Source organism: Rhodoflexus caldus (genome assembly GCF_021206925.1).
In the GTDB taxonomy this organism is placed as follows: domain Bacteria; phylum Bacteroidota; class Bacteroidia; order Cytophagales; family Thermoflexibacteraceae; genus Rhodoflexus; species Rhodoflexus caldus.
In genome coordinates, this window is the sequence record NZ_JAJPRF010000006.1 from 99,276 (window position 1) to 122,654 (window position 23,379).

Below are 23,379 nucleotides of genomic sequence, written 5' to 3' on the forward strand. Positions count from 1 at the left end.
TATAGATAATTATTAATGGCAAATGTATGAGAAACCACTTAATCGTCTATTTTGCAGCAATAATGGTGATTTTCTCAACAGCTTTTGTCTTATAAAGCAGGCGATGATACACAAGCACAAGTGATTTGCAAGAAATAATTTTTTTTGTAAAATATTGAAAAACAGTTATTTAAACCTAACAGGTTTCTGATACCTGTCAGGTTTATGTATAATACTTCCACTCGCACCCACAAAAAAGCCACCCTGCAAACAAACAGGATGGCCAAAAGCATATAGTATCTGATTTTCGGATAGTTACACATTGAAACGGAAGTGCATAATATCTCCGTCTTGCACTACATATTCTTTTCCCTCAATAGCTATTTTACCGGCCTCGCGGCAAGCAGCCTCGGTGCGATATTTCACATAATCGGGCAATTTGATTACTTCGGCTTTGATGAAACCCCGCTCAAAGTCGGAGTGAATAACACCGGCAGCCTGCGGAGCTTTCCACCCGCGATGAATCGTCCATGCACGCACTTCTTTTTCACCTGCCGTGAAGTAGGTTATCAGGTTCAACAGGTCATACGAAGCACGAATGAGGCGGTCTAAGCCTGAGTTTTTCAGGCCGTATTCTTCCAAAAACATTTTGCGCTCGTCCGCATCGTCCAGTGCGGCAATTTGGGCTTCAATGGCGGCGCAAATTACCACTACCTGTGCGTTTTCGTCTTTAACAGCCTCTTTCAAACGCTCAACGTGCTCGTTGCCGCCTTTGGCAAGGTCAGATTCGTTTACGTTGGTGGCATATATCACAGGCTTTTGCGTCAGCAGGAACAAATCGGCTACGGCTTCCCACTCTTCGGCATCTGCTTCAAGGGTACGCACGTTTTTGCCTTGTTCCAAATGCGCTTTTACTTTTTCTAATGCAGCCAATTCTTTCTTGCTTTTGGCATCGCCCGACTTGGCGGCGCGCTGCACTTTGGCTAATTTTTTCTCTACCGACTCCAAGTCGCGCAGTTGCAACTCTGTGTCAATAATTTCTTTATCGGCAACGGGGTCTACTTTGCCCGCTACATGCACCACGTTTTCATCTTCAAAGCAGCGAATTACGTGAATAATGGCATCCACCTCGCGGATATTGGCCAAAAACTGATTGCCTAAACCTTCGCCTTTGCTTGCGCCTTTTACCAGCCCGGCAATGTCCACAAACTCTATGATGGTTGGAATAACTTTTTGTGGATTGACGATTTCAGCCAAAATGTCCAGACGCTCGTCGGGAACGGTTACAACGCCCACATTCGGCTCAATTGTACAAAACGGATAATTGGCAGCCTCCGCTTTGGCGTTGGAGAGTGCATTAAACAAAGTGGATTTGCCAACATTAGGCAAACCGACAATACCGCATTTCAATCCCATTGTATTTAATTTTCAGGGCGCAAAGGTATGCAATTCAGGCAAGACTTTTCAGGGCTGCCACTAATTTATCCAAATCGGAAAGAGAGGTGTACAGGTGCGGCGTAATTCGCACGCCTTTAACAGTCGGCATATCAATAGCCACGGTAAAAATCCGATGTTTATCGTATAGAAAATCGGCCAATTGGGCAGGCTTCATGCCTTTTACCGCAACGTTGCCCAGCGCGCAGGAACGTTCTTTTTCCAACGGCATATTGAGGGTCAGATGAGGCAGCGATGCCACTTTCTCCGCCCAATAGTGGCACAAATAGCGCAGGCGCTCTTCTTTCAATTCACTGCCGATTAACTGATGAAAACGAATGGCATTGGCAATCGCCAAATGGTTGGAACAGGGCTGTGTACCGTTGCGTTCAAACTTGCGGATGTTGTTTTCTCCTGTGGAAACATCGCCAAAAAGCGGCCAGATATTGGCTATTTTTTCCTTGCGGATGTAAAGCATTCCCGAACCAAGCGGCGCACAAAGCCATTTGTGGAGGCTTGTGCCGTAGTAGTCGCAACCCAAATCAGGAATTTTGAAGTTTAACTGAGCAAAAGCATGCGCACCATCAACGATTACCTCCACATTGCGCTGCTTGCCCAATTGGCACAACTTGCGCACAGGCAGCACCTGCCCTGTCAGGTTAATCACATGTGTTACCAGCATGGCTTTGGTGCGGGCAGTTATGGCCTGTTCGTAGGCTTGCAGCACCTCTGCATCGCTTTTCGGGTGTAGTGGCAGCGAAATAGTTTTAACAACAATACCCTCTCGTTTGGCGCGCATATGAACGGCCTCTACCATATTGGGGTAGTCTTGGTCGGTGATAATAAACTCATCGCCTTTTTGCAGCGGCAAACCCATAATCAGGTTGTCCAATGCCTCGGTTGTGTTGCGCAGCAAAGCAATTTCATCGGGAGAAACACCTGCAAATTCTGCCAGCAGGCGGCGGATGTTATCGCGCTCTTCAAACTGTCGGCGGCGCATATAGAACGTATGCAACCCGTTAATTTCCCGAATATTGTCCATCCATGCCTCCTGCGTTTCCATCGGCATGGGGCTGAAGTAGCCGTTTTCCAAATTGATGAAATGGGGCGAAGGGCGAAAAGCCCGCTGAACAGGCAGCCAAAATCGCTCATCGCGTGCCAATTGCTCGATATTGTCGCGCCGAAAGCCTGCAAGCTCATGTGCCAAAGCAGCAAGCGTATCGTTGTGCAATAGGAAGGCACTTCCGGCAGTAGCTGCCACCGTTTTACGGATGAAACTGCGTCTTTGCATAGACATTATTAAAGTAAAAGCCATTCTAATGCTTCGCTATCGTTGGAAAAATTGCCAATATCAAGTATTTTTTCACTTTGTTGTACCTGACTCACCTCATCCATAATCTGTTCATTAGACAGTTCAGCTATCATATCTTCAGGCATTACAATAGCATATTTTTTTAAACATCCTTGATTTGCTATTTGGTGCATATAGACAGCTACCCACTCCTGTAATTCGGGTAGAATAGGATAATTTACTTTTACACTGTTATCAAGAACTCGTCTACATCCCGTAGTGCAAATCAACTCAAAACATTTTGTAACTTCTTGACGCAACAACTCATCCGAAGGAATATCTGATGTAGCAAACCATTCACAATACATCACTCCATTCAACGGATGAACAAGACAACGCAGTAATGCACCTTCATAAATAACCTGAAAATCACCTATCATAGCAACTTGTATAATTTGAGTGAGGAAACAAGATTTCGGATTTTTAGAAACCGGCAAAAACTGTATCATCTGCAACAACCTATGTACTGATACAATGCTTAGTCAATCGCGCCTTACAAATATAATTTTCGTGGTTTGATTAATTCAAGTTATTGAAACACTGTGTTTAACTTTGTTGTTAATAGCCCGTAAACAAATTAAAATCATGACACAAGAACCTGTTAAAAGAGAGAAAAATACTCTTGCCGATTATCTTTCCTTAGGCCCTATGTTAGGCTATTTTCTGCGTGTTTTTAAGAAAGACGGCGGCAGTGGGCATATCAATTTCAACCTGCGCATGATGCACGGCATCAACCGCATTTCTATTCTGATGTTTCTTTTTTGCTTGATTGTCATTATTGTCCGCAGGCTCTTCCTGTAAGTTTTCACTTTTTTTTATTAATTGCATATGCATACAATCGCAAGCATATGCACATAGAGGCTTTCAGAGAATTTTGCCTTTCACTGGCAGGAACTGTCGAGGAGTTTCCTTTTGACGAACAAACACTGGTTTTTAAGGTGGGCGGCAAAATATTTGCCCTTACCTATGTGGATGATTTTGAGAGCATTAATGTAAAATGCGACCCTGAAACTGCCATTGAACTGCGCGAAAAGTACAACGACATAAAGCCGGGCTATCATATGAACAAACAGCATTGGAACACTATCGTTGTGAACGGCGATGTGCCCGATGCGGAAATCATACGATGGGTACGCCACTCCTATGAGCTTGTGCGCCTCAGTCTTCCCAAAAAAGTACAAGTATCTATTCAGGCAATTTCTTCAACCGATGCGTAAAAAGTGGCTGTTTTGCATTTTCGCTTTTTGGTTACAAGCGGCGGCGGCTCAAAAAATTACATACACTGTCGAGGGAGAAGTAACCGATGCCGCCGATAACCTCCCGATTGCCGAAGCACTGGTCGTAGTTACGTCTAACACCAGCACCAACCAAATGCGCATTTTGACCAACGAGGCGGGTAAATACAGGGTCAGTTTGCAACAAGGGCAATCATACCTGATAACAGCCCTGCACAAAGAGTATTTTGCACAGCCTGCTATTAAAATTAACACCATTGGCGAGCAATCCTCCTTTCGGCTACCTATCAAGTTGAATAAACTTGAGAAAAATAAACCTTTCCGAATAGACAGTATTTATTTTGACATCAGTTCCGATTCACTCTTGCCGGAGTCTAAACCCGCACTTTTGCAATTGCAGTTACTGCTCTCGCTCAACAGTCGCATCAAGGTTGAAATAGCCGTCCATACCGACTCCCGCGGCGACGATGCCTTCAATCTGGGGCTTTCGCAACTGCGCGCCGTTCGCATCGCAGACTATCTGATTGGCAAAGGAATAGACGGCAAGCGCATAACCCCCAAAGGCTACGGGGAAACGCGGCTGCTGAACCATTGCCGAAACGACGTTAAATGCAGCAATGCCGAACATCTCGTCAATCGGAGAGTAGAGTTAATTATTACAGATTATTAAAAAATTTTGTAACCCTTTTGACAGGCTGTTCGTACAAATGCATAAATCGTCAAATTACTTACAGCCATGAAATTGCTTACCAAATCTCAGGAAAACAAAATGGTAGCCGGCGTATGTGGAGGCTTAGGCCGCTACTTCAACATAGACCCTGCCCTGCTGCGCGTGGGTTTTGTAGTAGCTACCGTTTTTGGTGTAGGCATGCCCATTGTTCTCTACGCCGTATTGGCAGCAGTTCTTCCCCAAGAAAGATACTGGTAAAATGAATAGTAAATAGAGTCTTCTAAATCACTAAACTAAAAAGAAAAGGCTGCGCTCGTTGAGGCAGCCTTTTTCTTTGATGCTTAGTCTATCTTCAAAATAGCCATAAATGCTTCTTGCGGCACTTCTACGCTGCCAATTTGGCGCATGCGTTTCTTACCTTTTTTCTGTTTTTCCAACAGTTTGCGCTTACGGGAAATATCGCCGCCGTAACATTTTGCCAACACGTTTTTGCGGAGGGCTTTAATGGTTTCGCGGGCAATAATTTTACCACCGATAGCCGCCTGAATGGCAATTTCAAATTGCTGACGCGGCAAAAGTTCGCGGAGTTTTTCGCAAAGTTTTTTGCCCCACTCGTAGGCTTTGTCGCGGTGGACAATGGCAGACAGCGCATCAACTTTTTCACCGTTTAGCAGGATATCCAACTTCACCATGTTCGACTCGCGATAGCCAATCAGTTCGTAGTCCAACGAAGCATAGCCCCGTGAAATGGATTTTAACTTATCAAAGAAGTCAAAAACCATTTCGGAAAGCGGCATTTCAAAAATCATCTCCACGCGGTCGGTTGTGAGGTATGATTGAGAAACAAGAATGCCGCGTTTGTCCATGCAGAGAGTCATTACGGGGCCTATGTATTCTGCCTTTGTAATAATCTGTGCTTTGATGTAGGGCTCTTCAACCCAATCGAGCACACTTGGGTCGGGCATTTCGGAGGGAGCATTCACAACAATTTGCTCGCCTTTTTTAGTGAAGGCATGGAATGACACGGACGGTACAGTTACCAATACGGTCATATCAAACTCGCGCTCTAAACGCTCCTGCACAATTTCCATGTGCAACATGCCCAAAAACCCGCAGCGATAGCCAAAGCCCAGCGCTGCAGAACTTTCCGGCTCCCATACAAGGGCTGCATCGTTGAGTTGGAGTTTTTCCAACGATGCGCGAAGGTCTTCCAGTTCGGATGTATCTACGGGGTAAATACCCGCAAATACCATCGGTTTTACTTCTGAAAAACCTTTGATATCTTCTTTACAAGGATTGTTTACGTGCGTGATTGTATCACCTACTTTTACCTCTCGGGCAGATTTGATACCTGAAATCAGATATCCTACATTACCGGCCGACATTTCCTGCACGGGCTCTTGCTTAAATTTGAGAATACCGATTTCGTCGGCATTGTACTCTTTGCCCGTGTTGAAAAATTTTACTTTGTCGCCTTTTCTGATAGTTCCGTTCATAACGCGGAAGATTACTTCCACGCCGCGGAAACTGTTGAAAACCGAATCAAAAATGAGTGCCTGCAACGGCGCTTCGGGGTCGCCTTTGGGTGGCGGAATACGCTCCACCACCGCATCCAGAATTTCTTTGATACCGATACCTTCTTTGCCGCTGGCAGGGATGATATCTTCCCGACGGCAGCCCAGCAAATCAACCATTTGGTCTTTTACCTCCTCGGGCATTGCACCGGGCAGGTCAATTTTGTTCAGCACGGGAATAATTTCCAAATTATTGCCCAAGGCCAAAAACAGGTTAGAAATAGTCTGAGCCTCAATGCCTTGCGAAGCATCTACCAATAGCAATGCGCCCTCGCAGGCGGCAATGGAACGGGACACTTCGTAAGAAAAATCAACGTGGCCGGGGGTATCAATCAGGTTGAATATATAGTGTTCACCTTTGTAGTGATAATTCATCTGGATGGCGTGGCTTTTAATGGTGATGCCGCGCTCGCGCTCCAAATCCATATTGTCAAGCAACTGGTCTTGCATTTCCCGCTTAGTGATGGTATTGGTATATTCCAGCAGGCGGTCGGCCAGCGTGCTTTTTCCGTGGTCAATATGAGCAATAATGCAAAAGTTGCGAATGTTCTTCATAGACTGCAAAATTAACGCGAAATCAGCGATATAACCTATTGTGAGCAAAAGGGTTTGCTGAAAAGAATTGCATTATTCCTATCAATTCAGTAATTAGCAAACCGTTAGCGTCGGCTGCAACTTTTGCCGTTGCCTGCCGCCAATGCCCCGGCAGGGGGATAACCTGTTGAAAATGGAAACTATAACTGTAACTGTAACTGTAACTGTAACTGTAATTTATGAGCATAGCTGCTTCACAACGGCTAATGTCGCTGGATGTTTTTCGCGGCATTACCATTGCCGGCATGATTTTAGTCAATAATCCGGGCTCTTGGGCGCACATGTATGCCCCGCTGAGTCATGCCGCTTGGCACGGCTGGACACCCACCGACTTGGTTTTTCCGTTTTTCCTCTTCATTGTTGGCGTTGCTATTGTATTTGCACTTTCGGCAACGGTGGAGCAAAGCAAGGAAGGCAAACGGGCGGCAGTTCGCAAGGCTTTTATTCGCTCCGCAAAAATCTTCGGCTTGGGGCTTTTCATGTCGGCTTATCCTTTTTGGGACTTTGATGCCATGACCATTTCCAAACAAGTAACACACATTCGGATTATGGGCGTATTGCAGCGTATTGCACTCTGCTACCTGATTGCTTCGCTGCTGTTTCTGTATCTGAAGCCAGCCGCAATTTATCGGATTGCATTGGTGTTGCTGTTTGGCTACTGGGGGCTGATGCTGTGGGTAGAAGTGCCCGGCTATGGCGCAGGCAGTATTGACTCGGAGTTTGGCAATTTGGCTGCCTACATAGACCGCCTCATCCTAACCGAAGACCACCTCTGGGCAGGCGCACAGCGGCAACGCGACCCCGAAGGGCTGCTCAGTACGTTGCCTGCCGTTGTTACAGCTATCATCGGCATCCGCGCAGGACTGACCATGAAAAACAAAGAATGGACAAGCGAACAAAAAACCGTGCGTTTGTTTGCCGAAGGCTGTCTGTTGGTAATTGCAGGCTATGTCTGGGATTGGTTCTTCCCTATTAACAAACCCCTCTGGACAAGTTCCTATGCGGTTTTTACGGGCGGACAAGCCATGTGCGGGCTGGCGCTTTGCTATTATTTCATTGACCAACGCGGCTATCGCCGTTGGGCGTTCCCGTTTCAGGTATATGGCGTTAATGCAATTATCGTATTTGTATTGAGCGGTGTGCTGGCAGAAACATTCGGCCTGTTCAAGGTAGATTATGAAGGCAGCCGCGTAGGGATTAACACTGTCTTATATCTGTTTTACAGTAAATTTTTAAGCCCGAACAACGCATCGCTTGCCTATGCACTTACGTGGGTCAGTGCTTGGTACTTAGTACTGTTGTGGATGTTCAAAAGAAACATTATCATCAAAGTTTGAGATGGCACAAAATCTTATCTGGGGAATTGATTTGGGCGGCACCAAAGTAGAAGGCGTTGTATTGCGTTCACCTGACGCAAACGATGTGGCAGCCCGCCTGCGGATAGACACAGAAGCAGACAAGGGCTACGAACACGTACTGGGGCAAATTAGCCGCCTTTGCAGCGAACTTGCCGCCATTGTAGGAACGCAACCCCATCAGATTGGCATCGGCACACCGGGCAGCATTAGCCCGACCACAGGCCTGATGCGCAACAGCAATACCCTGTGCCTAAACGGTAAACCGCTGCACAAAGACTTGGAAAACCTGTTGCAGATTCCCGTACATATTGCCAATGATGCCAATTGTTTTGCACTGGCAGAAGCTACGCTGGGTATTGTCCCCGAAAAACTCTCTCGTTTTGAGTCGGTTTTTGGGGTCATTATGGGCACAGGAGTAGGCGGCGGAGTAGTCTTTGGCACACCTTCGGGTGAGGCTTTACTCATCAACGGCAAACAAGGCATTGGCGGCGAATGGGGGCACAATTTCCTAGATGAAAGCGGCGGTGCTTGTTATTGCGGCAAAACGGGTTGCGTAGAAACCATTCTTTCCGGCACAGGCTTGCAGAAGTATTATGCCCAAATCAGCGGCCGCAAAGACAGCCTCAAAGCCATTTATCAGCGCTACAAAGAGGGCACCGACCCGCACGCAACAGCCACCATTGATCGATTGATTTACTTCTTCGGCAAAGCCATTGCCAACATTGTTAATATTTTAGATCCCGATGCCATCATATTGGGCGGCGGCGTAGGCAATATTGCCGAACTTTATACGTTAGGAGCATTGGAAGCCAAAAAATATATATTCAACAATAATCCCGAGATACTCTTGCTCCGCCCCAAATTAGGCGACAGCGCGGGAGTGTTTGGCGCTGCCATGCTTTCATTTGGAAACAAAGGATGATTTTTGATGTAAAATTATCCGAAAACTGTATATTTGCTCTACTTTCATGCGAATACAAAAGATACGACAACTACTATGAGTTACAGCAATATTAACTTGGTGATGCTTGTGGATGACAGTGATACTGATAATTTCATCAGCAGACGCATCATTGAAATAACCAAATTTGCCCCTAAAATTGAAGTAAAAAACTCCGGAAAATCAGCTTTGGAGTACTTGGAAAAAGCCCAATCAGACCCGGCTTTGTTGCCCGACTTGATTTTTTTGGATATCAACATGCCCATTGTAGATGGTTTTAGTTTCCTCTTTGAGTTTAGTCGCTTCCCTGAGAACGTGAAAGAGAAATGTAAAATTGTGGTATTATCAAGCTCGGACAACAAACGCGACATAGAGCGCATCATCAGCGAAAAATACGTAATCACGTTCATTACCAAGCCGCTTACTGACGATGCACTCAAAAAGGTGAAAGAAAAATTAAACGGTTTGCACTAAAACTAAACCGACTTTAATCTGAAAATAAAGTGCCTGATTGAGATGGCGGCGTAATTTTCAGGTGTTTGTAGGCAAGTGGCGTAGCTTCTCTCCCCCGCGATGTTCGCTTGATATAACCCTCCTGAATCAGGAAAGGCTCATACACCTCCTCAATCGTTTCTGCTTCTTCGCCACAGGCAGTGGCAATTGTTGAAATTCCTACCGGCCCTCCTTTAAATTTTTCAATAATCGTCAGCAGAATACGGTTATCCATCTCATCAAGGCCGTTTTTATCTACATCCAACGCGGCCAGTGCCATTTCGGCAATATCAATAGTTATTTTACCCTGCCCTTTTACCTGCGCAAAGTCGCGAGTGCGACGCAATAAGTTATTGGCAATACGCGGTGTCCCTCTGCTGCGGCGAGCAATTTCATAGGCTGCCTCGTCGTCTATGGGAGTCATCAAAATATCGCAAGAACGTTTTACGATGCTCATCAGCAGCTCGGCACTGTAATACTCCAAACGGGCATTGATGCCGAAACGCGCGCGCAGCGGCGAAGTCAGCAAACCGGCACGAGTGGTAGCCCCAATCAAAGTAAACGGATTCAACCCGATTTGGATGGAACGCGCAGAAGGGCCTGAATCGAGCATGATGTCTATTTTGTAATCTTCCATTGCCGAGTAGAGGTATTCCTCTACCACAGGGTTGAGGCGATGAATTTCATCAATAAATAATACATCGCCTGCCTCCAAATTGGTAAGCAGGCCGGCAAGGTCGCTTGGTTTGTCTAAAACAGGGCCTGAAGTTATTTTGATGTTGCTGCGCAATTCGTTGGCAATAATATTGGAAAGCGTGGTTTTGCCAAGCCCGGGAGGGCCGTGCAACAATACATGGTCTAATGCTTCGCCACGCATTTTGGCAGCTTCTACAAAAATTTTTAAATTTTCAACGATTTTATCCTGACCGGCGAAATCGCTAAACGTAAGAGGGCGCAATGCGCGTTCTATTTCTTTATCTTCTTTATTTTCGCCGGGTTCGCCGCTGAGATAGTCTTTGCGCATAGCCAAACTGTTTATGCAAAGTTAAATATTTAATAATTGAAATGCTTGCCTCGTATGGGTATATTCAAACGTCCGTATTTTTGGCTCATCCTGCTGGGTTTGGGCTGCCTTATCAGCCTTGCGTATGTTTTCTGGCGGCAGCGACCGCTGCGTGCCAATACGAGTGATTTGGCAGTGGCCTTTGCCATCAAAAAAGTGAATGCGAACTACGGCAGGCGTGTGGAACTATTTGCACGCCAATTGGATTTACCTGTCAATTATTTTAAAGCATTGATTTTGTTGGAATGTTCGGGTAATTATCCGCCGGGCAGCCGCTACGAGCCGCATGTATTTGCACAGTTATTGGCCGTACAGCAAGGTACCATACCTGCTTACAGCGGTATCAGACAGGCACATTTGAAAGGACGCAGTAAAAAAACCTTACAACAAATGGCTACCTCTTGGGGACCGTTGCAAATTATGGGCTACCATTCCATACATCTTGGCATCCATATTGATGAACTAAAAGGCGAACGAAGTTTGTATCACGGCATGGTTTGGGCAAAACAAAACTATGGTCATTTACTGAAAAAAAAGGCATACCGCGATGCCTTCCATTTTCATAATACCGGAAAACCATACCCGAAAATCGGTGCACCATTGACCCACGACCGTTATTATGTAGGCAATGGCATTCGGTATATGCAGAAACTTGCAGAAAACAACCGTTTATCGCAAATAACCACTATGCAATAACAACTACCCCGATTTTTAAACTGACCTGTTTGCATTTATGAGAAACCGAATACTGACAGTATGGCTGCTGTTGATGACAGTTGTTGCGCATACGGCTTGGCCACAATCGTTGAAAAAAGTAATTACACACTTTGATTCGGTGGATACGGCCGTTAAGGAGGAATATTTCGTGAAAGAAAAAGACGGAAAAGAGGTGATACACGGCGCATACACAAGCTACTACAAAAGCGGCAAGCTGAAAACCAAAGGACAGTTTGATGAAGGAAACATGGTGGGCAAATATGTGCGCTACTACGAAACCGGCGAGTTGGAAGCCAACGGCAACTTTGTCAATGGCAAGCGCGAAGGTACTTTCACCGAATTTTACGTTACGGGGCAAAAAAAATTGGAATATGAGTGTAAAAACGATAAGCGGCAGGGTGAACTGATTGTTTATGACTTGCAAGGGCGCGTGCTGCAAAGGGGCAAATTTGTTGAAGATGCCTTGCAAGACACGTTTTACACGTACTTTCCCAACGGTAAAATCAAGTCAAAGGCCGTATTTGAGCGCGATTCGTTGAACGGCCCTGCCATTGAGTATTACGAAAACGGCAACCCGAAAGAAATTGCCCATTACAAAAAACACCTGCAACACGGCAAACTGACGACTTTTTACGACAACGGCAATCCGCAAAGTGAGGTCTATTATATCAACGGGCAAATTTCGGGAGATACCATTCGTTCATTTTTCCGCAACGGGCAGTTGCAAACCGAAATCCTGCGCGACAACCAACGATACAGCGTATTTAAAAAATTCAGCCCCAACGGCACCAAAGTTATTGAAGGGCGCGTACTGATGAAGCAAAAGGGCTTACTGGAAGGCCAAAACTCCATGACGGCCATTTTGGGTGCAGTGCTGCACGGCACGGTAAAAAGTTATTATGAGAGTGGTGCGCTGAAAAGCGAACTCAACTACCAACAAGGTAAGTTGCAGGGCACTAACGACTACTACTACGAAAACGGAAAACTCAAAGAACGCATCGTTTACCGCAACAACGAACAAGACCGCAAGATTAAGTCTTACTACGAAAACGGCAACCTCCAAAACGTACAGGAATATGTAGCCAACAAGCCTGTGGGCACGTGGGAATATTACCACGACAACGGACAACTGCGCCGCCGCGAAAAATACGTAGAAAACAGAATAGACGGGGTGCGCCTTTCGTGGCATCGCAACGGCAAAACGGCAGCGGAAGAAAACTTTGTTAAGGGAACTCTTCAAGGCTGGCAAAAATATTACCACGAAAACGGCAACATAGCTTCCGAACAAATGTACAGAAACGGCAAAATCAACGGCGATGTCAAAAATTATCACCCCAACGGCAAGTTGGAGTCTTACGGCAAACAACTTGGCGACCGCAAACTTGGCAAATGGCTGTATTATGACGAAAACGGCAAACTGCTGCGCGCAGAAATGTGGCGGAAAGGCGAAATTATTTCTACAACCACGCCACCCGTAAGAAATTAAACAAATACAGACAACAGCATGTTAAAAAAACGTGCTTACCATCCAACGTTTTACTCAAAGCAATATTAACGAGTGGCTGACAGCCATGCGTCAGCAGGGTGATGCGCCTGCTGACGCCTTTATATCTTTACTGTTTGAAGACAGCCCGCGCCAAGCACTGCCGGCGCTTCATCAATGGGCTTCCGAAAAAAATACGCCCCTGCCCCTGATGCTGTATCCCGAGCATCCGTTTTGGCTGCACTATCAACAAATGCCCGACTGGGCAGATAAGCAGCAGTTGCAAACGGGCAGAGCATTTTTCCGCCAATATGCGGAAGACATTATGCTATTGCTCGGCTTCCTGTCTTTGCCCTATTGTTATGCCGCCGCCGATGGTGCAAAAGTGTTGTATCGCACCCGACGCATTGCGGAAGACACACGCCGCCGATTGGCAGAAACCGCTCAGTTTGTGCTTGCCGTACACACCGATGATATATTTGACCTCACCCAAGCACAAATGCCCCAAGCAATGCGCACGGTTGTTACCGTCAGGCTGATGCACGCTGCCGTGCGCTACCACATCCGCCGTTCGGGCAAGTGGAACGATGAGCAGTTGGGAGTACCTGTAAATCAGGAGGATATGGCAGGCACGAATCTGGCTTTTTCGTTCATCATCATACAGGGTTTACGCAAAACAGGTCATGCCATTGCACACGAACAGGCCGCTGCATTTATCCATTTGTGGAACGTCATCGGGCACTTTTTGGGTGTACAGGAGCAACTGTTGCCTGCCGATGAAAGAGTAGCCGCGCGTTTAGACCGTGCCATTGCACAACGGCAGTTCCGACCTTCGCCCGAAGGCACGGCACTCACCCGTGCACTGATTGAGAGCATAGAAGAAAATGTAACGGCCTCTCCGCTGATGCAGGTAAAAGGCTTCGTACCTGCCTACATGCGCTTTCTGCTGGGCGACTCCATCGCCAACCTGCTTAGGATTTCCGCTGCCGGCGTTCCTTCATCGCTTTTCGGTATTTTTCAACTCAAAAATTTACGCCCCGCCTCCGCAAGCAACTCCGCTGCTGATTTTCAGAATATTTTGCAACGTACCTACGGCAAGCTGACGTATCGGTTACCGGAGCGGCTGTCTTAAAAAATTGCCAAATAGTGAAATAACAAGCGAAAGCCATTAAATTAGCCTATTCTTACACGCAAAATATGACGTATTTTCTGTTTGTAGTAGGTGTATTCCTGCTCATCTTCGGCGCTAACTGGTTAGTGGACGGCGCTTCTTCATTGGCCAAACGCTTTAATGTTTCCGATTTGACTATCGGCCTAACCGTTGTTGCGCTGGGCACTTCCGCCCCCGAAATGATTGTCAATCTCACGGCAGGCATACAGGGCAGCACAGATATGGCTATCGGCAATGCCATTGGCAGCAATATTTTCAATGTGATGGTGATTTTGGGGCTGTCGGCAGTACTCAACCCCGTTGATGTCAAACACAATACAATCTGGAAAGAAATACCGCTTTGCCTGCTGGCTGCCGTTGTAGCATGGTTAGTTGCCAATGATACCTTATTCAATGGTGAAGCGGTTTCGGTTATTTCCCGCTCCGAAGGGCTCTTGATGCTTTGTTTCTTTGGCATATTTATGTATTACGTTACCGATGTTGCCCGCTCCGATACCGACTCCGGCGAACCGATAACTGTTTTGCCGCTTTACCAATCCATTGCCTACATTCTGTTAGGCATTGGCGGGCTCGTTGTCGGGGGGAAATGGATTGTAGAAGGCGGCATAGCGATGGCACGCGCATTCCAAGTAAGCGAAGCCGTTATAGGACTGACCATCATTTCCGCAGGCACATCACTGCCCGAACTTGCTACCTCTGCCGTTGCGGCCTACAAGAAAAATTCCGACATCGCCATCGGCAATGTGGTAGGTTCTAATATTATGAACATATTTCTCATTTTGGGTGCAAGCGCAGTTGTTACACCGCTGCCTTTTAACCCTGCCATGAATACGGAACTTTTGATTAACATAGGTATCAGCATTGCCATGTTCGTATTCCTTTTTACGGGTAAAGGCCGACGCATTGACCGATGGGAAGGGGGCGTGCTGCTTACCATATATATCGCCTACATTTCACTGCTAATTTACCAACAATAAAAACCGTTGATAATGAAAAAGTTGTGCTTCTTATGGTTGATTTTTTCAGGTGTTATTTTCCGCTTGCAGGCAGGTGACGGATTTGGAAGAAGGCTGCAACAAGCTGAACATGCGTACCTGTTTACGGAGAACAAAGGACAGTGGGAACAGCAAATCCGCTATCGGGCAGATATTCCCGCCGGCTTTTTCTTCCTGATGAACAATGGCATACACTACGGTTTCTACGACCAGCAACGCGTCAATGACCTCAAACACGGCAGGAATCTTAGGAACGATTCGGGCATATCGCAACTTTCGCGCGCGGAACAGGCTGCCCCGATACCTGTCAGAACCATACAGGCACACGGTGTGCGGGTGCATTTTGTCAATGCAAATCCTGCCCCCCAAATTAACGGGCTGCTGCCTGCATCTACCCTGCAAAACTATTTTATCGGTTCGGATGAAAGCCGCTGGGCAACCAACGTAAAATCATATGCCGAAGTGCGCTATGAACAACTCTATGAAGGAATTGATATGCGCATTTTTACGAACAGTACGGCATTAAAATATGAGTTTGAGGTAGCTCCCCAAGCCAATCCCATGCTCATTGCCTTGCACTATGAGGGTGCAACAGGCATCAAGCTGGAAACCAACGGCAACCTGACCGTACAATCCTCGCTGCAAACCATTACCGAATATAAGCCCTACACTTTTCAGGTGATTGACGGAGCAGAAGTGGAAGTCCCTTCTCGTTTTGTATTAGACGGCGATGTGCTGCGTTTTGATTTTCCGAAAGGGTACAACGCAAACTATCCGCTCATCATAGACCCGCGACTCGTATTTTCAACTTATTCAGGCTCTATCAGCGACAACTGGGGCAACTGCGCCACCTTTGACAGTGAGGGTAATACCTACACAGGAGGTACCGTTTTCGGCAGAAATTTTCCCGTTACCATTGGCGCATTTCAAGTGGTGTTCGGCGAATTGGTAGATGTTGCCGTGCAGAAATTCAGTCCCGACGGTCGTAATTTATTGTTTTCCACCTTTTTAGGCGGCGGCAATACGGAAATTCCGCACAGCATGATTGTCAATAACCGCAATCAACTGATAATTTTCGGTACTACCGGCTCTGCAAATTTTCCTACCACTACTGCCGCATTTGACCGCACGTATAACGGAGGAGTAGCGCACGAACCCATCGGCGGTATGCAATACTTGGCAGGTTCCGATATTTTTATCAGTATTCTCAACAACCTTGGCACTCAACTGATAGCCTCTACCTATGTTGGCGGCACCGGCAATGACGGGGTAAACCTCCGCGAAATTCAGGGCATCACCTTTCTTTCACCGCTGATTCGCAACTATGGGGACGAACTGCGCGGCGAGGTAGTAGTAGATGCTAATGATAATGTTTACATCGCTTCCTGTACGCGTTCTGCTAACTTCCCTGTGCGCAATGCCTTTGCCAACACGCTCAACGGCGCAACCGATGGCGTGGTATTTCGCATGAATCCGACTTTGAGCATATTGGATTGGAGTACCTACCTCGGTGGAAACGGTTTTGACGCTGCTTACAGCCTTCGCATAGCTTCAACAGGTGAAGTAGTAGTTTGCGGCGGAACTACCAGTACCAGTTTCCCTATCACGCCCGGCGCTTTAATCAGTACCTACGCAGGTGCAACCGATGGCTTCGTGGTCAGGTTGTCATCGGCAGGTGTATTGCTGAACAGTACATTTTTGGGTACAAACAATTTCAACCAAGCCTATTTGTTAGACTTAGACCAGCAAAACAACGTCTATGTATTTGGCACTACTGTGGGTGCTTACCCCATCACAGCGGACGTGTATGCCAACGGAGGCAGTGGACAGTTCATTCATGCCTTGCCGCCAACGCTGAACCGCACCTTGTTTTCAACAGTTGTGGGGGCTTCACGCGGTAGACCCGACATATCGCCTACCGCATTTTTGGTGAATGAATGCGGCAATATTTACTTGGCCGGATGGGGAGGCATTACCAACAACTTCCCCCCCTACCCGGGCTCAACGGCAGGTCAGGCGACCTCTGTTACAGGTATGCCCGTTACTCCCGATGCCATCAAAGCCTCTGCCTTTGCAGGCGATGATTTCTACATTGCCGTACTTAGCAGCAATGCGCGCTCACTCATCTACGGCACCTATATTGGCGGAAACAGTTTGGACGACGGCGACCATGTGGACGGCGGCACCAGCCGTTTTGATAAAAATGGAGTTATCTACCACTCGGTTTGTGCCTGCCGAAGCAACGGATTCCCCGCTACGCCCGGGGTTTGGGCTACCACCAACCGCGCATCGGCAACAGGTTGCAACAATGCGGCTTTTAAAATTGACATAGATGAACTGCGCGCGGCCTTCCTGACAACCGATGCGGCAGGCAACCCCACCAAAGAACTCTGTGCACCTGCCGACTTTCGTTTTCCGAACCGCAGCACCAACGCCACTCGCTTCCGTTGGGAAGTCCGCGATTTGGCAACCAATACCGTTGTATTTACTTCAACCGTCCGCGATGCACGCTTTGTATTCCCCAACGAAGGGCGCTACGCCATCCAACTGACAGCAGAAAGCGATATATTGTGTCGTCCGGCACAGGCTTTTGATACGGTTCGGGTGCGCCCGGGGCAACTGCGACTGGTTGCGCCTCCGCCCATTTGTCGCGGCGAAGCCGTGCAACTTTCTGCCGATACTCGCGACCCAAGCAGCACCTACACATGGTCGCCGGCCACGGGTTTGAGCAATCCTAATATTGCCAACCCCATTGCCCGACCTACGCAAACTACCACCTATCGCCTGCGTGCGACCAGCCCTACCGGATGTACGTATGACACAACGGTTACAGTAACGGTGCGCAATGTGCAGGCTGCTTTTACCGCACAATTAGCCGACCCTTGCGACCCTGCAACTTTTGTGCGCATTACCAACAACTCTACGGGAGGCGAGCGTTTTGAATGGGATTTTGGCGACGGCAGGACTTTCTCCGGCCGACAGCCTGCCATTTTCCGCTATGAGCGCCCGGGTACTTATCGCATTATTCTCACCGCCATTGAAGGCAACTGCATCAGCCGCGACACGGCTACCGTGCGCATCAGTGCGCAGTTGGTGGTGTCGCTGAATGCACCGCCGACTATTTGCAGCGGAGAATCGGTACAATTAACGGCCACAGGCGGCACACGCTACACTTGGACACCTGCCGCAGGTTTGAGCAACCCCAATATTGCCAACCCCATTGCATCGCCGCAACAAACCACTCGCTATAACTTGCGGGTAGAAGCCGAAAGCGGCTGTATTCGCGATACTTTCCTTATCGTAACCGTTGTGCCGCAACCGGTGGCGCGCTTTACCGCGGCAGTAGAAGGACAATGCGAACCCAATCCATTGGTACGCATCACCAACAACGGCACCAACAACGGCGAAACCTACACATGGGACTTCGGCGATGGCAGAACCTTTGAAGGCTTTCAGCCGCCAACGCAGCGCTACGCCGCCAACGGGCGCTACCTGATTCGTTTGACAGTGCGCAACGGACAATGTATTGCCCGCGACAGTGCCTTTGTCAATGTCAATGGGTTTAATCAGGCGCTGTTCCGCGCAGGTATCACGCTCAGCCCCAATACGGTTATTTGCTCCAATGAATCTGCACAATTGAATGCCACGGGCGGCGCACGCTATCAGTGGACACCTGCCACAGGTTTGAGCAATCCGAATATTGCCAACCCCATTGCCCGACCTGCGCAAACCACCCGCTATCAGGTGCGCATTTTTGATGCAGGCGGATGCTTTTTGGATACTGCCGTAACCGTAGAAGTTTTTCAGGCCATCAACATTGACTTTGAAGCTGTTACATCGGCAGAGTGCGGCAGCCCCGGAACACTGCAACTCATCAACCGCACTACCAATGCAACCAATTTTGTATGGTCGTTAGACAACGGCGTAACATTCAACGGACAAACACCGGGCACTGTAACCTATCCGCGCTCGGGTGTGTATCGCATCACATTGACGGCCAGCAATCGCGCATGTACGGCTACGCGCACCATTGAAGTGCCCATAGAAAACATCCTGCCGCCCAATGTGATTACGCCCAACAATGACGGCAAAAATGACTTCTTCGTTATTAACAACATTCGCGACAATTGGAAATTGCAAATATTCAACCGATGGGGCAAACCTGTTTTTGAATCGTCCAATTACCGCAACGACTGGGGGGGTGAAGGTACAAGCGCAACCTACTTCTACCTACTCACCTCGCCCGAAGGCAAAACCTGCCGCGGCTGGGTACAGGTAATTACCGAACAATAAAAAATTTTCTTCCGAGTTTAGGGATACAGCCTGCTTGCGTTTCTTATGGTTAGAAACACCGTAAGATGATGAACAAGCAGGCTTTTAATCAACTTTTACAGCGGTATTTAAACGGCACCTGTACACCGCAGGAGCGTTTAATGGTTGAGCAATGGTTTGAGGCATGGAAAGAAGACCGACCACAGTCGGCAGTATCGGATGAAGAATGGCAGCACATCACCGACCGCATGTGGAGCCGTATTATGCTGCAAACCGAGCAATCTAATACACCCGCTGCAACTGTAAAACCGCTTTACAGCCGAATGTGGTGGCGCATAGCCGCTTCCGTAGCATTGCTAATCGTCTGTTTTTCAGGTTGGTATTATTTTAACAGAACCCCTGCGGAACAATTTCGCATAGCCAATACCGACAGCAAGCCCAAACAATTACTCCTCCCCGATGGCAGCAAAGTAATCCTGTACAGCGGTGCACGTTTGCAATTCCCCGATGTATTTGCCGATACGATTCGGGAAGTCTTGCTGGAAGGCGATGCTTTTTTTGATATTACCCATCGGCCTGTTCAACCTTTCTACGTCAAAACCAGCGACTTGGCAATCAAGGTGTTGGGCACAAGTTTTTTTGTTCGCCAAACGGCAGAAGCAAAAACCGAAGTAGCCGTGCGAACAGGCAGAGTGGCCGTTTCGGAACGTTATTCGGTCAATGACAAAAACAACGGCGTGCTGCTTACGCCCAATCAAAAGGTGGTTTATTATGCCGAACAACAGCACTTTGTTACGGCTCTGGTAGAAAAACCCGTACCGGTAACTGCCAAACCCCCTGCATTCAATTACGAAGAAACCCCCTTGGCGGACGTTATCAACGACTTACAGACAACCTATCAGGTACAAATCACACTGGAAAACAATCGGTTAGCTAACTGCAACCTCACCGGCAACCTCAATCAGATGGATATGTATGCGCAATTAGATGCGGTAGCGCAAGCCATCGGCGCATCTTACCAAATTAAAGGCACAACCATCCTGATTGTCGGGGCGGGATGCGACTGATACGCCATTTGCTTTATTCAACCTAAATACGTATAATGAAAATGAAAAAGTTACTTACACACTCCATGCTTACCCTGCTTGCGATTCTGCTTTGGCAAGCGCCCTCTCTGGCCGGTATAGATTTACTGGAAAGAAATGTTTCTGTCAGCGTTCAAAATGCGGAAATGAAAACCGCACTCGCTCAAATAGAAAAAGCAGCCGATGTGCGTTTTATATACAGCCCCAAAGCAATTCATGCAGAACGAAAAATTAATTTGGAGGCAAAAAACGAGCGGCTGTCCGAAGTATTGAACAAATTATTGTTGCCTATGGGCATTTCCTACACTGCCAAAGGCAACCAAATTATCCTCAGCCTGCCCATGGATTTCTCACCTGCCTTACCCGACAATCCGATTAAGGGCAAAGTAACCAATGCGGCGGGCGAAGGTATGCCGGGTGTTTCTATCGTTATCAAGGGAACCAGCAAAGGCACAACCACCGATACCAACGGCAACTTTACCATCAATGCCGATAAAGGCCAGACGCTTGTGTTGTCGTTTATCGGTTACAAAACACAGGAAGTAACCATTGGCGATGAAACAACATTAAACATTACGCTGGAAGATGCTTCGCTTCAATTGAGTGAAGTGGCTATCGTAGGCTCACGCTCCAATATCGCACGTACAGACGTAGAACGCCCTGCACCCATTGACGTACTGAATTTCAAGGACTTACAAAACACAGGTCAGGTAGAATTGGGTCAAATGCTGCAATTTACCTCGCCTTCGTTCAACTCTGCCAAATACGGTATCAACGGTGTGGCTAACTATGCCGACCCTGCTACGCTGCGTGGCCTCTCCCCCGACCAAGTGCTGGTGCTGATTGAAGGCAAGCGCCGCCATCAGTTTTCAGCATTAAACCTTAACATTACGGTTGGTAAAGGAACGGTTGTAACGGACATGAACACCATTCCGGCGCTTGCACTTGACCGCGTGGAAATTCTGCGCGACGGTGCGGCAGCGCAATACGGCTCTGATGCCATTGCCGGTATTGTCAATGTCGGCCTGAACAAAAGCGTAAACAAAGGCAAATTCATGTCGCAGTTTGGTATTACTACCAAAGGCGACGGAGCCACTTACATGGCCGGCGTAAACTACGGCTTCCGATTAGGCAAAGACAAAAGCTACCTCAACCTGACTTTGCATTATCAACATGCCGACGGTACAGACCGCTCTGACCCGTTCAACGGCAATATTTACTCTACCAACGCTGCCACCGAGCGCGCTACCCGTGCTGCACGCGGCGTATGGCCGGTAGACGGCGAATTCCGCGTATCGGAATATGGCAGCAACCAAACCACAGCCTATCAGGGCTTTGCTAACTTTGGCTACCCCATCAACAACAAGTGGATGCTGTATGGCTTTGGCGGCTACTCTCAAAAGCAAATCAAAGCATTCGGATTTTTCCGCAATGCCATCCCTACCAATGCCAACTCCAATACAGACATATGGCCGGACGGTTACTCACCCATACTGCCCGGCAAAACCCTTGACTACTCAGGTGTCGTAGGTATCCGCAAACAAGTGTTCGGCGAGTGGAATTTTGATTTCAGCACAGGCTACGGCTACAACTCGCTGGACTTGGAGGCTAAAAATACATCCAACCCTTCTATGGGTGCAGATTCGCCCCGCGACTTTTACGTAGGCAAAAGTGCATTCGGACAAAGCACCACAGAGGTCAATTTGTCTAAAAACTTTATCGGCTTCTTAGGTACCAAAACCTTTAACGTGGCGCTGGGCAGCCAATTCCGTGTAGACCGCTTCCAATTGGTGCGCGGCGACCCTAACTCTTACCTCGTAGGGCCTTTGGCGCGTACTCGCGGCAAACTGCCGGGTTCCAGCGGTCGCCCGGGTATTGCCCCTGAAGACGAAACCAATACCACCCGCTCCAATATCGGCGTTTATGCGGACGTAGAATCGGACATTACCGATAAATTCCTTTTGGCAGCCGCACTGCGCTACGAAAATTACAGCGACTTTGGCAGCAATCTTTCGGGAAAAGTGGCTACCCGCCTCAAACTAACTGAAAGTTTCTCTGTCAGAGGTTCTATCAACCGCGGTTTCCGTGCGCCTTCGCTGCAACAGATTTTTAACAGCGTTACCACCTCTACGGTTCAGGCCGGCGAAATCCGCCAGACCAAACAGTTGCGCAGCGATGAACCTCGCCTCCGCCAATTAGGCATCAGCGAACCCAAAGCCGAAACCTCGTGGAACTATAACCTCGGCGTAACTGCTAATATCAAGGACAAACTGCTGGTTACGCTCGACGCATATCAGATTGATATTCAGGACAGAATTATCGTAACCGAAAACCTGATTGTCAATAATATTCCTGCCTTGCGTAATCTGTTCCCGGGCTTTCAGGAAGTGGCCTTCTTTACCAACCAGATTGACACCCGCACACAGGGCATTGACTGGGTTACTACCTACAAACACGCTTTCAACGAGCGTAAGAGTTTTAATGCCAGCGTAGCACTGACGCTGAACCGCACACAAGTTAGCCGCATTAAGCCTACTTCTTCGCAATTGCAGGAAGGCTCTGCGCGCCCTGTCGTACTGCTCGATACCATCAGTATTTCGCTGATAGAAACCAGTCAGCCGCGCGAAAAAGTACTTGTATCATTGGGTTATCAGTGGAAAAAACTCAGTACAACCGTGCGCTTCAACTATTTTGGCCCTGTTACCGCTTGGGAAAAACCGGCCAACTTGCCGCACCGCAGCCAGACTTTCAGTGGCAAAACCCTCACCGACGTAGTGATTACCTATAACGTTACCGATAAGTTTGCCATTACACTGGGCGGCAACAACATTTTTGACGTATATCCCGACCGGGTATTTACCAATTACGCATCCTACTTTAACGGACAAACGCCGTTTACGCGAAATGCCAACCAGTTCGGCTTTAACGGCGCGTTCTACTATATTAATGCCTCGCTTAACTTCTGA

The 23,379-nt window shown here is 47.8% G+C and carries 19 protein-coding genes; 14 read left to right on the plus strand and 5 right to left on the minus strand.

Annotated elements, in window-relative coordinates; all coding sequences use genetic code 11:
* Positions 1 to 294 precede the first annotated feature (294 nt).
* Genes ychF through NDK19_RS09085 form a run of 3 tightly spaced genes read right to left on the minus strand, consistent with a single transcriptional unit; the run spans position 295 to position 3,213 of the window.
* Positions 295 to 1,395: a redox-regulated ATPase YchF gene (ychF, locus tag NDK19_RS09075; protein WP_250631557.1), complete on the minus strand. Its 1,101-nt coding sequence runs from the start codon at positions 1,393 to 1,395 to the stop codon at positions 295 to 297.
* Between the two features lie 34 nt (positions 1,396 to 1,429).
* Positions 1,430 to 2,704, minus strand: a complete 1,275-nt coding sequence (locus NDK19_RS09080) for an aminotransferase class V-fold PLP-dependent enzyme (RefSeq protein WP_250631558.1) — start codon at positions 2,702 to 2,704, stop codon at positions 1,430 to 1,432.
* 8 nt (positions 2,705 to 2,712) lie between these two features.
* On the minus strand, positions 2,713 to 3,213 hold the full coding sequence (locus tag NDK19_RS09085; protein WP_250631559.1) for a hypothetical protein: 501 nt from the start codon (positions 3,211 to 3,213) through the stop codon (positions 2,713 to 2,715).
* A 136-nt stretch (positions 3,214 to 3,349) separates the two neighbouring features.
* Between NDK19_RS09085 and NDK19_RS09090 the strand changes: the two genes are divergently transcribed.
* The 4 genes from NDK19_RS09090 (at position 3,350) to NDK19_RS09105 (ending at position 4,927) form a co-directional block, all read left to right on the plus strand.
* Positions 3,350 to 3,565 (plus strand): DUF6728 family protein, encoded by a 216-nt coding sequence (locus NDK19_RS09090; protein ID WP_250631560.1) that lies wholly within the window; start codon positions 3,350 to 3,352, stop codon positions 3,563 to 3,565.
* Between the two features lie 47 nt (positions 3,566 to 3,612).
* Complete coding sequence (locus tag NDK19_RS09095; RefSeq protein ID WP_250631561.1) at positions 3,613 to 3,981, plus strand: MmcQ/YjbR family DNA-binding protein; 369 nt, start codon at positions 3,613 to 3,615, stop codon at positions 3,979 to 3,981.
* Positions 3,974 to 4,669 carry an OmpA family protein gene (locus NDK19_RS09100; RefSeq protein ID WP_250631562.1) on the plus strand — a complete coding sequence of 232 codons (696 nt, stop codon included), beginning with the start codon at positions 3,974 to 3,976 and terminating at the stop codon, positions 4,667 to 4,669. Before NDK19_RS09095 ends, NDK19_RS09100 begins: the two co-directional genes overlap by 8 nt.
* A gap of 66 nt (positions 4,670 to 4,735) precedes the next feature.
* On the plus strand, positions 4,736 to 4,927 hold the full coding sequence (locus tag NDK19_RS09105; RefSeq protein ID WP_250631563.1) for a PspC domain-containing protein: 192 nt from the start codon (positions 4,736 to 4,738) through the stop codon (positions 4,925 to 4,927).
* Between the two features lie 83 nt (positions 4,928 to 5,010).
* Here NDK19_RS09105 and lepA read toward each other — a convergent pair whose 3' ends face one another.
* The gene (lepA, locus tag NDK19_RS09110) at positions 5,011 to 6,798 is read right to left on the minus strand and encodes a translation elongation factor 4 (RefSeq protein ID WP_250631564.1); all 1,788 of its coding nucleotides are present in this window, start codon (positions 6,796 to 6,798) and stop codon (positions 5,011 to 5,013) included.
* Positions 6,799 to 7,016: 218 nt separating this feature from the next.
* Between lepA and NDK19_RS09115 the strand changes: the two genes are divergently transcribed.
* The 3 genes from NDK19_RS09115 to NDK19_RS09125 all read left to right on the plus strand — a co-directional run bounded on the left by NDK19_RS09115 (position 7,017) and on the right by NDK19_RS09125 (position 9,609).
* Positions 7,017 to 8,174 carry an acyltransferase family protein gene (locus NDK19_RS09115; RefSeq protein ID WP_250631565.1) on the plus strand — a complete coding sequence of 386 codons (1,158 nt, stop codon included), beginning with the start codon at positions 7,017 to 7,019 and terminating at the stop codon, positions 8,172 to 8,174.
* Between the two features lies 1 nt (position 8,175).
* Positions 8,176 to 9,117, plus strand: a complete 942-nt coding sequence (locus tag NDK19_RS09120; protein ID WP_250631566.1) for an ROK family protein — start codon at positions 8,176 to 8,178, stop codon at positions 9,115 to 9,117.
* 75 nt (positions 9,118 to 9,192) lie between these two features.
* A complete protein-coding gene (locus tag NDK19_RS09125; protein WP_250631567.1) occupies positions 9,193 to 9,609 on the plus strand; it encodes a response regulator in 417 nt (138 codons plus the stop codon).
* A gap of 13 nt (positions 9,610 to 9,622) precedes the next feature.
* On the opposite strand, the gene ruvB is transcribed toward NDK19_RS09125, so the two are convergent.
* A complete protein-coding gene (gene ruvB, locus NDK19_RS09130; protein ID WP_250631568.1) occupies positions 9,623 to 10,651 on the minus strand; it encodes a Holliday junction branch migration DNA helicase RuvB in 1,029 nt (342 codons plus the stop codon).
* A gap of 54 nt (positions 10,652 to 10,705) precedes the next feature.
* Between ruvB and NDK19_RS09135 the strand changes: the two genes are divergently transcribed.
* The 7 genes from NDK19_RS09135 to NDK19_RS09165 all read left to right on the plus strand — a co-directional run bounded on the left by NDK19_RS09135 (position 10,706) and on the right by NDK19_RS09165 (position 23,379).
* Positions 10,706 to 11,386 (plus strand): hypothetical protein, encoded by a 681-nt coding sequence (locus NDK19_RS09135; RefSeq protein WP_250631569.1) that lies wholly within the window; start codon positions 10,706 to 10,708, stop codon positions 11,384 to 11,386.
* A gap of 37 nt (positions 11,387 to 11,423) precedes the next feature.
* Positions 11,424 to 12,893 carry a toxin-antitoxin system YwqK family antitoxin gene (locus NDK19_RS09140; protein WP_250631570.1) on the plus strand — a complete coding sequence of 490 codons (1,470 nt, stop codon included), beginning with the start codon at positions 11,424 to 11,426 and terminating at the stop codon, positions 12,891 to 12,893.
* Between the two features lie 31 nt (positions 12,894 to 12,924).
* Positions 12,925 to 14,022 carry an oxygenase MpaB family protein gene (locus NDK19_RS09145; RefSeq protein ID WP_250631571.1) on the plus strand — a complete coding sequence of 366 codons (1,098 nt, stop codon included), beginning with the start codon at positions 12,925 to 12,927 and terminating at the stop codon, positions 14,020 to 14,022.
* 65 nt (positions 14,023 to 14,087) lie between these two features.
* Positions 14,088 to 15,038, plus strand: coding sequence for a calcium/sodium antiporter (locus NDK19_RS09150; RefSeq protein WP_250631572.1), 951 nt, complete (start codon positions 14,088 to 14,090; stop codon positions 15,036 to 15,038).
* 12 nt (positions 15,039 to 15,050) lie between these two features.
* Positions 15,051 to 19,349: a gliding motility-associated C-terminal domain-containing protein gene (locus NDK19_RS09155; protein WP_250631573.1), complete on the plus strand. Its 4,299-nt coding sequence runs from the start codon at positions 15,051 to 15,053 to the stop codon at positions 19,347 to 19,349.
* 65 nt (positions 19,350 to 19,414) lie between these two features.
* On the plus strand, positions 19,415 to 20,395 hold the full coding sequence (locus NDK19_RS09160) for a FecR family protein (protein WP_250631574.1): 981 nt from the start codon (positions 19,415 to 19,417) through the stop codon (positions 20,393 to 20,395).
* A gap of 41 nt (positions 20,396 to 20,436) precedes the next feature.
* Positions 20,437 to 23,379, plus strand: coding sequence for a TonB-dependent receptor domain-containing protein (locus tag NDK19_RS09165; protein ID WP_250631575.1), 2,943 nt, complete (start codon positions 20,437 to 20,439; stop codon positions 23,377 to 23,379).

Coding starts and splice junctions, on each gene's coding strand:
- NDK19_RS09090 (WP_250631560.1), top strand. CDS start 3,350: ATGACACAAGAACCTGTTAAAAGAGAGAAAAATACTCTTGCCGATTAT.
- NDK19_RS09125 (WP_250631567.1), top strand. CDS start 9,193: ATGAGTTACAGCAATATTAACTTGGTGATGCTTGTGGATGACAGTGAT.
- NDK19_RS09100 (WP_250631562.1), top strand. CDS start 3,974: ATGCGTAAAAAGTGGCTGTTTTGCATTTTCGCTTTTTGGTTACAAGCG.
- NDK19_RS09165 (WP_250631575.1), top strand. CDS start 20,437: ATGAAAAAGTTACTTACACACTCCATGCTTACCCTGCTTGCGATTCTG.
- ychF (WP_250631557.1), bottom strand. CDS start 1,395: ATGGGATTGAAATGCGGTATTGTCGGTTTGCCTAATGTTGGCAAATCC.
- NDK19_RS09105 (WP_250631563.1), top strand. CDS start 4,736: ATGAAATTGCTTACCAAATCTCAGGAAAACAAAATGGTAGCCGGCGTA.
- NDK19_RS09115 (WP_250631565.1), top strand. CDS start 7,017: ATGAGCATAGCTGCTTCACAACGGCTAATGTCGCTGGATGTTTTTCGC.
- NDK19_RS09140 (WP_250631570.1), top strand. CDS start 11,424: ATGAGAAACCGAATACTGACAGTATGGCTGCTGTTGATGACAGTTGTT.
- NDK19_RS09080 (WP_250631558.1), bottom strand. CDS start 2,704: ATGCAAAGACGCAGTTTCATCCGTAAAACGGTGGCAGCTACTGCCGGA.
- NDK19_RS09160 (WP_250631574.1), top strand. CDS start 19,415: ATGATGAACAAGCAGGCTTTTAATCAACTTTTACAGCGGTATTTAAAC.
- lepA (WP_250631564.1), bottom strand. CDS start 6,798: ATGAAGAACATTCGCAACTTTTGCATTATTGCTCATATTGACCACGGA.
- NDK19_RS09135 (WP_250631569.1), top strand. CDS start 10,706: ATGGGTATATTCAAACGTCCGTATTTTTGGCTCATCCTGCTGGGTTTG.
- ruvB (WP_250631568.1), bottom strand. CDS start 10,651: ATGCGCAAAGACTATCTCAGCGGCGAACCCGGCGAAAATAAAGAAGAT.
- NDK19_RS09155 (WP_250631573.1), top strand. CDS start 15,051: ATGAAAAAGTTGTGCTTCTTATGGTTGATTTTTTCAGGTGTTATTTTC.
- NDK19_RS09150 (WP_250631572.1), top strand. CDS start 14,088: ATGACGTATTTTCTGTTTGTAGTAGGTGTATTCCTGCTCATCTTCGGC.
- NDK19_RS09120 (WP_250631566.1), top strand. CDS start 8,176: ATGGCACAAAATCTTATCTGGGGAATTGATTTGGGCGGCACCAAAGTA.
- NDK19_RS09095 (WP_250631561.1), top strand. CDS start 3,613: ATGCACATAGAGGCTTTCAGAGAATTTTGCCTTTCACTGGCAGGAACT.
- NDK19_RS09085 (WP_250631559.1), bottom strand. CDS start 3,213: ATGATACAGTTTTTGCCGGTTTCTAAAAATCCGAAATCTTGTTTCCTC.